Genomic DNA, 1,097 nt, shown 5'->3' on the forward strand with positions numbered 1-1,097 from the left:
TTGTAGAACTGTATATAAATCAGAAACTTAGGTAATGCTTAAACGGTCGGGATCAGGAAGGCGGCCAGCGGCAGAGCCAGTAGCGGAATCCCCCCTTGTACTGAGGTTAGTTCCTGGGCAGTGAGTTCGGTTACGTTGGGTAAGGCGTTCATTGGTTTGTTTTTAAACGTGGATGAAAACAGTATATCTATTGGTTTGTAAGGTTTGCCAGAAAAATAGTAGTTAAGGCCAATCTTGGCTTATACTACTCGGACGCTTTACCAAAGCAGGTATTACGGCAGGGGTACGACCAGTCCTACTTTGGAAGGATGATCCTGTACCGGCTGTCCCTGGCGTAAGTTCCGCATCATCCATAGAATGAGCAGGTCGCCAAAGGCTGCTACGGTGAAGCTGATGCCAAAAGCTAGTATCCAGCCGTTACCCAGTACTAAAGCCAGTGCGTACGGAAACAAGCCCATGATCAGTAGCGGCATCATAACCACCACACGGTATTTTTCAACGGGCATGGCTACGGTAGGGTGAAAATAGGGCGTCAGGCTTTTCCACTGAATGCCGAATTTGGTCTGGCTCCATTGGATTTTTCCGTAGTAAACGGCCGTCAGGGCATGGATCCCTTCGTGAATTAGGGCTCCTAGCAGCAGTACGCCCAGCCAGCCGAACCACACCGAACTGGAGAGTTTCCCGAGGTCGAGCAGACTCCCCCCCCAGAGATACTGGTACGGCGTCCACAGCAACAATACACCCAGCAAACTGGCTCCTAGGCCAAAAATCTGAGCTTTACCGGATGAAATGGTCAATTCCTGATTCATAAGATTCATAGTCATTCCTATCTTACACAAATGCCTTCCTATCGAAGTCGGTTTGCGTGGTTTCTCAATTTCAAAGATTACTACAGCGGGATCACCGCTCCACTCCTGTACTTACTCCTCATGAAATCAGCAGGAAGACACGACTTGCTGAAGGCCGTGCCTTCCTGCGACTCTAATTCAGATCACGCTTAGGAAAGAGCGGCGTAGAGAGCTACACCGGCAATGTATCCCAGGAGCAGAGCGGGTACGATACCGCCTTCTACTTCCATCAATTCGTTTTGATCTAAA

At 49.2% G+C, this 1,097-nt stretch carries 2 protein-coding genes; both read right to left on the reverse strand.

From position 1 onward, the window contains the following. Window positions 1–272: 272 nt before the first annotated feature. The gene (locus tag BWI93_RS14690) at window positions 273–809 is read right to left on the reverse strand and encodes a DUF3267 domain-containing protein (RefSeq protein ID WP_176454232.1); all 537 of its coding nucleotides are present in this window, start codon (window positions 807–809) and stop codon (window positions 273–275) included. A gap of 188 nt (window positions 810–997) precedes the next feature. Further along, the coding region (locus BWI93_RS29610; RefSeq protein WP_141217472.1) for a class IIb bacteriocin, lactobin A/cerein 7B family at window positions 998–1,097 on the reverse strand (100 nt) is incomplete at its 5' end.

Source organism: Siphonobacter sp. BAB-5385, from assembly GCF_002261125.1.
GTDB lineage: Bacteria > Bacteroidota > Bacteroidia > Cytophagales > Spirosomataceae > Siphonobacter.

What these genes read in the sequence shown, in the direction of transcription:
- BWI93_RS14690 (WP_176454232.1), bottom strand. Translation starts at nt 809, where the DNA reads ATGAATCAGGAATTGACCATTTCATCCGGTAAAGCTCAGATTTTTGGC.